The sequence below is a fragment of the Streptomyces sp. 8L genome (genome assembly GCF_020176795.1).
Lineage (GTDB): Bacteria > Actinomycetota > Actinomycetes > Streptomycetales > Streptomycetaceae > Streptomyces.
Genome location: NZ_JAIUKE010000545.1, coordinates 1 through 7,224, shown reverse-complemented (window position 1 = coordinate 7,224; position 7,224 = coordinate 1). Strand labels below are relative to the sequence as shown.

The window sequence follows — 7,224 nt, the reverse complement described above, 5'->3', positions numbered from 1 at the left end:
CGCACGCCCCCCGGCGACGCGGCGGCCCCGTCTTCGGGGTCTCCGCGCCCGGGTCGCGGCGGCCGGCGGCTTCCGGCCGCGCCAGGCCGGCCGCCGCCCCCCCGCCCCCCCCGCCCCCCCCCCCGGGGGGGGCCGGGGGGCCGGCCCCCCCCCCCCCCCTTCGGCGTTCCTTCGACCGTTTTTCCTCGGCGGTTTCCGCCGCGCGCGGCGTCAGTTGTTGTTCTGCAGGATCGACAGCACCCGCAGGATCTCCAGGTAGATCCAGACCAGTGTCATCGTGAGCCCGAACGCCGCGAGCCAGGACTCCTCGCGCGGCGCGCCGTAGGAGACGCCGTCCTCGACCTGTTTGAAGTCGAGGGCGAGGAAGCACGCGCCGAGCAGGATGCCGACGATGCCGAACGCGATGCCGAGGCCGCCGCTGCGGAAGCCCAGACCGTCCCCGTGGGTGAAAAGGGAGAACAGAAGGTTGACGGCCATCAGGATCAGGAAGCCCATCGCGGCGGCCATCACGAACCGGTAGAAGCGCCTCGTGACGCGAATCCAGCGCATCTTGTACGCGAGGAGCGTGCCGGCGAAGACGGCCATCGTGCCGAGCACGGCCTGGACGACGACCCCCGACGCGATGTACGTGCTGACGACGCTGCTCAGCACGCCGAGGAAGATCCCCTCGAACGCCGCGTACGCGAGGATCAGCGCGGGCGTCGGCTTGCGCTTGAACGACTGGATCAGCCCCAGGACCAGCGCGACGACCGCGGCCCCGACGGCGATGCCGTACGACCTGTTGACGTTGGCCGCGTCGACCGGCAGCAGCAGCCACGACAGGACCGCCGTGACGACGACCGTGCCGAGCGTGAGGGCGGTGCGGGAGACGACGTCGTCCATCGTCATGGCACCGGACCGGCCCGCGGCTGCCTGCCGGCCGTAGGGGTCGGCCGCGTACGGGTTCGTCGCGTACGGGTTGGTGCCGACGGCGGCGCCCCCGGCCCGGGGCGCCGTGTTGAAGCCCGCGTACCCGGCGCCCGCGCCGGTGTCACGGGTGAAGCCCCGTCGTGAGAAGACCGGGTTGCTGCTCCTCATCTCACTCCTCCATGACCGCCGTGCGCGGTCTCGCGTCAAGGGTAATGGGTAGGCAAAGAGAACCATCTCGTCCGCGCGAAGGATCTTGCCCGATCGTGACCTCCCCCGCGAGGCCGTCGCGAGGCTCTTGCGAGAGGCGCACCACGCCCGCATGAGGCCCGCACGACGCTCGCACGACGCCCGTACAACGGCCCCCACGGCGACCGTATGGGCCTAGCCTGACCGGATGACCCCCTCGCCCGCCCCCTCGCCCAGGCCAAGTGTGCCGCTCCCCGGCAGCTTTCGCGACGCCCTCCCGGCCGACGCGGCGTCCGCCCCGCTCGGGGCCGGGGAACAGGTCGACTTCAGCGTCCTGCTGCGCCGCAGGGCGCCCCTCCCCCGGGACCTCGCGCACGGCCCGGGGACGATCACGCGCGACGAGCTGGCCGACCGGTTCGGCGCCGACCCCGCGGACCTCGCCGCGGTGCGGCACGCTGTCGAGGCGGCCGGACTGACGGTGGCGGACGTGCACGCGGGTTCGCGGCGGATGACGGTCGCGGGCCCGGCGGGTGCGGCCGGCGCGCTGCTCGGCACCCGGCTGCTGGCGGCGCGCGGCACAGGACGGGACGGCCGCGCACTGGCGCACCGTGCCCGCACCGGCGGCCTGCACGTCCCGCCGGAGCTGGCGGACGTGGTGGTCGCGGTGCTGGGCACCGACGACCGGCCGCACGGCAGGCCCCTGCTGAGCAGGCCGCTGCTCGGCACGCCCGGGAAGAACGGGCCTGCGCACGGCGGGGGCGCGGGCCCCGTCGCGTACACGCCACTGCAACTGGCCGAGGTGTACGGCTTCCCGCCGGACACGGACGGCAGCGGCCGGATCGCCGCACTCGTGGAGTTCGGCGGCGGGTACGAAGAGGCGGAACTGCGGGCGTACTTCACCGGGCTCGGCGTGACTCCCCCGGTCGTGCGGTCGGTGGACGTGGCGGGCGCGGCCAACAACCCCGGCGTGGACGAGGACGCGGACGGCGAGGTCCAGCTCGACATCGAGGTGCTCGGCGCGCTGGCGCCTGGCGCCGAACTCGTCGTCCACTTCGCGCCCGGCACGATCCGCGGTTACGTGGAGGCGGTGACGTCGGCCGTGCACGCGAGCCCCACGCCGACGGTGCTCTCGATCAGCTGGGGCGCGCCGGAGGACCACTGGACCCCGCAGTCCCTGGCCGCACTCGAGGAGGTGCTCGCCGACGCGGCGGCGCTGGGCATCACGGTGTGCGCGGCGGCCGGTGACGTCGGCAGCACGGACGGCGAGAAGGGCGGCGGGCGGCACGTGGACTACCCGGGGTCGAGCCCGCACGTCCTCTCGGTGGGCGGCACCTCGCTCCGCCTGGCCGACGACGGCGGGAGCCGCGCGGGGAGGACGCCGGGGGCCGGTGCGGGGAAGGCGCAGGGTGCCGGTGCGGGGTCCGGCCGCACCGCGGTCGAGACCGTCTGGAACGCGCTCGCACTGGGCAGCGGCGCCACCGGCGGCGGGCGCAGCGCGGCCTTCCCCGTACCCCTGTGGCAGCGGCGGTACCAGCCCGCAGGGCAGCGGCAGCCCGGCCGCGGCCAGGGCCCGGCCGAGCGGCGCGGCGTGCCGGACGTGGCGGCGGTCGCCGACCCCTCGACCGGTTACCGGATACGCGTCGGCGGCAAGGACACCACACTGGGCGGCACCAGCGCGGCGGCCCCGCTGTGGGCGGCGCTGGTGTGCCGGCTGAGCGAGGCGCTGGACGCTCCGCTCGGCCTGCTCGCTCCGCTGCTGTACGCGCTCGAGGCCCCGCCCGCGCCGCTGACGGACATCACGTCCGGTGACAACGGCGGGTACCCGGCGGCGGTGGGCTGGGACGCCTGCACGGGGCTCGGCACACCGCGCGGCGCCGCGCTCCTGGCGCATCTGCGCGCAAGCCGTACGACGCGATGACGCCGCGTCACTTCCCGTACGGCAACGGGAACTTGAGCACGCGCCCGGCGGGCTTCAGACGGCAGGCGCCGCGGGCACGCGGGCGACCCCGACGTAGAAGGAGCTGTCCGCCACCTCGGGCGCGGGTCCCGTCCTGTACCACTCCGTGGCGCGCACCAGGCCCGGTTCCACGAGGTCGAGGCCGTCGAAGAAACGGGCCACGGCGTCGCGTGAGCGCAGTGTGAGGGGAATGCCCCCCGACCGGTACGTGGTGGACACCGCCGCCGCGAGTTCCGGGTGGAAGTCACCCGTGCCCTGCGTCAGTACGAGGTAGCTGCCCGGCGCCAGCGCGTCGACGAGCAGGCGGGTGACGCCGTACGGGTCCTGGTCGTCCGGGATGAAGTGCATCAGCGCGATGAGCGACAGGGCGATCGGCCGGTCGAAGTCGAGGAGTTCGCGGGCGTGTTCCAGGATCGCCTCCGGCCGGCGCACATCGGCCTGGACATAGTCGGTGGCGCCTCCCGGCGCCGAGACCAGCAGGGCCTCCGCGTGCCGGAGCACGATCGGGTCGTTGTCCGTGTAGACGACGCGGCAGGCCGGGTTCACACCCTGGGCGATCTGGTGCAGGTTGGGCTGGGTCGGGATGCCGGTGCCGATGTCCAGGAACTGGTCGATGCCCGTCTCCGCCAGCCAGGCCGTGGCCCGGTGCATGAACGCCCGGTTCAGCCGCGCGTCGATGGGCGAGTTGGCGGGCAGGCGCCGCGCGACCTCCCGGTCCACGGGGTAGTTGTCCTTGCCGCCGAGCAGGAAGTCGTACATCCGTGCAGGGTGCGGCTTGCTGGTGTCGATCTGGGGAACCGGGGTCCCTGTCGTCATCTGCGACTCCTGACGGGCGTACGGGCGACGTGTATGCGCGGATCATCTCATCGACGCGGAGCAGCAGTTGGCCATGGGGTCGGTTCGGTCCCCGGTTCAGCCCTCCCGCGGGGCGACGCGCACGTCGCCGCTCTCCCCGTCGGACAGGAAGGACGCCAGGTCCCGCCCCTCCTCGGCGACGGCGGCGCGCTCGGCCCGGGAGAAGCCGCGCAGCGGCGTGACGACCACGGCGCCGGCGTCGACGCTCCACGTCGCGGCCGCCCGGCCGTCGACCAGCACCACGCGCGCGCCGGCGACGGAGAGGCCGCGGTGGGCGTCGTCGATGATCCGGCCGCGGTCGTGGTAGCCGAGTATCGCGTTGTCGAACGCCGGCAGGAACCGGACCGGCGCGGGCGTGCCGGGGTCCGGGCGCGGCGCGTCCGGAAGGTCGAGCAGCTCCCGGCCCCGCTCGTCCCGGAAGGCCACCAGCTCCTCCCGTACCGCGGCCACCGCCGCGGGGAGCCCGGCGAGACCGCACCAGGCGCGCAGGTCGGCCGAGGCCGCGGGGCCGAAGGCGGCCAGGTAGCGGCGCACCAGCTCCGCCCCGACCGGATCGGAGCCCTCGGGCGCCGGCGGGTCGATCTCACGCCCGAGCCAGGCGGCGAGCGGGGCGTTGCGCACCCCCGCCCTCGTGCGCCACAGCCCGCGGGGCGGCAGCTGCGCCATCGGGACGAGGGCGGCGACCAGCATCTCCCCCAGCGCCCGCGGCCCCGGCGCGGGCCACCGCCCGGCGACCGCCCGCGCGAGCTCGCCCATCGAGCGGGGCTCCCCGTCGGCCAGTACGGCCCGCCCGGCCGCGGCGAGTTCCTCCAGGTCGACCCCTTCGAGGTCCCTGCGGTAGTTCCCGAGCACCCGCTGCCGCAGCATGGCGTCGTGCCGGGACCGCCAGGCCAGGACGTCGTCCGCGGTGAGCAGGTGGACGGTCCTGCGCATGAGGTGGGTCCGTACGACGCGTCGCCCGGTCAGCAGGTCCGAGAGGTCCCCCGGGTCGAACCCGCGCAGCCTCGACCAGAGCCCGACGAACGGTTCCTGCGGTTCCTGCGCCTGGAGGCCGCAGAGGTGGGCGACGGCGCCGAGGACCGGCATCCCGGCCCGGTCGAGCAGCAACTGCCGGGCGAGCGTGGCGCGGTTGAGCGCTCGGCTGCCGAGAACGGTCATGGTGTTCGTCAGGTCCTTTCGGGCTTCCGGGCCTTTCGGGCTCCCGGTCCTTCGGGCTCCCGATCCTTCGAGCTTCCGGTTCTTCGGGCCCCTGTATCTCCCGGGCTCCCGGGCTCCCGGTCCTTCCGGGCTCCCGGTCCATCCGGGCTTCCGGTCCATCCGAGCCCCGGGCCTTTCGGGCTTGCACTCACCTCGGTCGCGCGCCCGGCGGGCGCCGGCACCGCGACCGCGCACGCGCTGGGCGCCCCGCCACGCCGGTCGCGCACGCGTCGGGGCCCCGGCGGGTCAGGTCGTCGTCCGGCCGTCGAGTGTCTCGCGCAGGATGTCCGCGTGCCCGGCGTGCTGGGCGGTCTCGCCGATGAGGTGCATCAGCACCCGGCGCACGCTCCACTCGGCCCCCGCCTCGTGCCAGGGCGCGGCGGGCAGCGGGTGGGTGGCCGACAGGTCGGGGACGCCGGCGATGATCTCCTCGGTGCGCGCGGCGACCTCCTCGTAGCGCTTGAGGACTCCGTCCACCGTGTCGCCCGGCAGCATCCGGAAGTCCTTCTCGCGGTCCGTCATCCACCGCGGCATCTCGCGTGCCGTACCGGCCATGATGTCGGCCCAGGTGACGCCGTCGGGCAGCTCGAAGCTCATCCCGGAGGAGCCCTCGACCACGAAGCGCAGCCATGCCTCCTCGGCGGACGCGACGTGCTTGATCAGGCCGCCCAGACAGAGCGCGCTGACGGTCGGGCGCTCGCCCGCCTGCTCGTCGCTGAGCCCGCTCACCGACTTCACCAGGGCGGATCGCACGCTCGCGAGGTGGCCGAGCAGGTCGGCCCGCTCCCCGTCGGAAGCGGAGGCCGCCGAGGGGGCGGAGGAGGGCGTGGGTGGGGTGGTCACAGTGATCGAGTCCTTCTCGTCGTTTCGGGGTTCCGGGTTCCGGGTTCCGGGTTGCGGGTTGCGGTCATCCCGCTTGTTCCGGCGGCTCCGGCAGGTTCTCGCCGGTACAGGCGGTCCCGGCCGTTCTCCCGGGTCTCCCGGCCGGGCACAAGGACACTCTCCCAGCAGTAGCGGTCAGGTTGTGGCCTCTTCCCGGGGGAGTATGGATGTCATGCCGACGACGACTTCGGGACGACTGCTGTCGCTGCTCTCGCTCCTCCAGGCGCGCCGGGACTGGCCGGGGGCGCTGCTCGCGGAGCGGCTGGAGGTCAGCCCGCGCACCGTACGCCGCGACGTGGACCGCCTGCGCGAACTCGGCTATCCCATCGCAGCCGTCAAAGGCCCGGACGGGGGCTACCGGCTGGGCGCAGGCGCCCGGTTGCCGCCGCTGCTGTTCGACGACGAGCAGGCCGTCGCCCTCGCCGTCGCCCTCCAGACCGTCGCGGCCTCGGGCGCCGGCGTCGAGGAGGCGGCGGCGCGCGCGCTGAACACCGTCCGGCAGGTCATGCCCGCGCGGCTGCGCCATCGCGTGGACGCCCTGCGGGTCACCGCGGTCGAGGGCACGGGCAGCCGGCCGGGTCCGCGAGCCGACCCGCGGGTCCTCATGGCGCTCAGTGCGGCCGTCCACGCCCGCGAGGTCCTGCGCTTCGGCCACACCCGCGTGGCCCCGCCGGGAACCCCGGACGACGGCGTGGGCGCCCCGGCCCCCACACAGCGCCGGGTCGAGCCGCACCACCTCGTCACCCGGGGCGGGCGCTGGTATCTCGTCGCGTGGGACCTCGACCGTGACGACTGGCGCGTCTTCCGCGTCGACCGGATCGTCCCGCGCACCCCCACGGGCCCCCGCTTCACCCCGCGCGAGGTGCCCGGCGGAGAGGTCGGCGCGTTCGTGGCCGCCAGGTTCCGGGGCGGGGACGGCTCGGCCGACTGGCCCTGCCGCGGCGAGGTGATCCTCGGCCTGCCCGGCGCCGTCGTGTCCGCGTACGCCCGCGACGGAGTCGTCGAGGAACTCGGCCCTGACCGCTGCCGGCTCGTCCTGGGCGCGTGGTCCTGGCCCGGACTGGCCGCATGGCTCGGACAGTTCGACGCCGCGATCGAGGTCGTCGGGCCGGCCGAGCTCAAGGACGCCTTCGCGCTGCTGGCCCGCCGCGTCACCGCGGGGGCGGGGGGCCCCCCCCCCCCGGCGCCCCGGGCCCCCCCCCCCGCCGGGGGGCGGGGGGCGCCCCCCCGGCCGCCCC

The 7,224-nt window shown here is 75.2% G+C and carries 6 protein-coding genes; 2 read left to right on the top strand and 4 right to left on the bottom strand.

Annotated features, from left to right (window positions below; all coding sequences use genetic code 11):
* Positions 1-210 precede the first annotated feature (210 nt).
* Positions 211-1,077 carry a Bax inhibitor-1/YccA family protein gene (locus tag LCE31_RS33840; protein WP_225021337.1) on the bottom strand — a complete coding sequence of 289 codons (867 nt, stop codon included), beginning with the start codon at positions 1,075-1,077 and terminating at the stop codon, positions 211-213.
* A gap of 226 nt (positions 1,078-1,303) precedes the next feature.
* On the opposite strand from LCE31_RS33840, the gene LCE31_RS33835 reads away from it, so the two are divergent.
* The gene (locus tag LCE31_RS33835) at positions 1,304-3,013 is read left to right on the top strand and encodes a S53 family peptidase (protein ID WP_225021336.1); all 1,710 of its coding nucleotides are present in this window, start codon (positions 1,304-1,306) and stop codon (positions 3,011-3,013) included.
* Positions 3,014-3,067: 54 nt separating this feature from the next.
* Here the strand turns inward: LCE31_RS33835 and LCE31_RS33830 are convergent, their stop codons facing one another.
* The 3 genes from LCE31_RS33830 to LCE31_RS33820 form a co-directional block, all read right to left on the bottom strand.
* The gene (locus LCE31_RS33830; protein ID WP_225021334.1) at positions 3,068-3,868 is read right to left on the bottom strand and encodes an SAM-dependent methyltransferase; all 801 of its coding nucleotides are present in this window, start codon (positions 3,866-3,868) and stop codon (positions 3,068-3,070) included.
* A 96-nt stretch (positions 3,869-3,964) separates the two neighbouring features.
* Positions 3,965-5,065: a winged helix DNA-binding domain-containing protein gene (locus LCE31_RS33825; RefSeq protein ID WP_225021332.1), complete on the bottom strand. Its 1,101-nt coding sequence runs from the start codon at positions 5,063-5,065 to the stop codon at positions 3,965-3,967.
* 285 nt (positions 5,066-5,350) lie between these two features.
* Positions 5,351-5,947: a DinB family protein gene (locus LCE31_RS33820; RefSeq protein WP_225021330.1), complete on the bottom strand. Its 597-nt coding sequence runs from the start codon at positions 5,945-5,947 to the stop codon at positions 5,351-5,353.
* Positions 5,948-6,149: 202 nt separating this feature from the next.
* Between LCE31_RS33820 and LCE31_RS33815 the strand changes: the two genes are divergently transcribed.
* On the top strand, positions 6,150-7,224 hold a 1,075-nt coding region (locus LCE31_RS33815; protein ID WP_374118640.1), incomplete at its 3' end, for a helix-turn-helix transcriptional regulator.

Coding starts and splice junctions, on each gene's coding strand:
- LCE31_RS33840 (WP_225021337.1), bottom strand. CDS start 1,077: ATGAGGAGCAGCAACCCGGTCTTCTCACGACGGGGCTTCACCCGTGAC.
- LCE31_RS33835 (WP_225021336.1), top strand. CDS start 1,304: ATGACCCCCTCGCCCGCCCCCTCGCCCAGGCCAAGTGTGCCGCTCCCC.
- LCE31_RS33830 (WP_225021334.1), bottom strand. CDS start 3,868: ATGACGACAGGGACCCCGGTTCCCCAGATCGACACCAGCAAGCCGCAC.
- LCE31_RS33825 (WP_225021332.1), bottom strand. CDS start 5,065: ATGACCGTTCTCGGCAGCCGAGCGCTCAACCGCGCCACGCTCGCCCGG.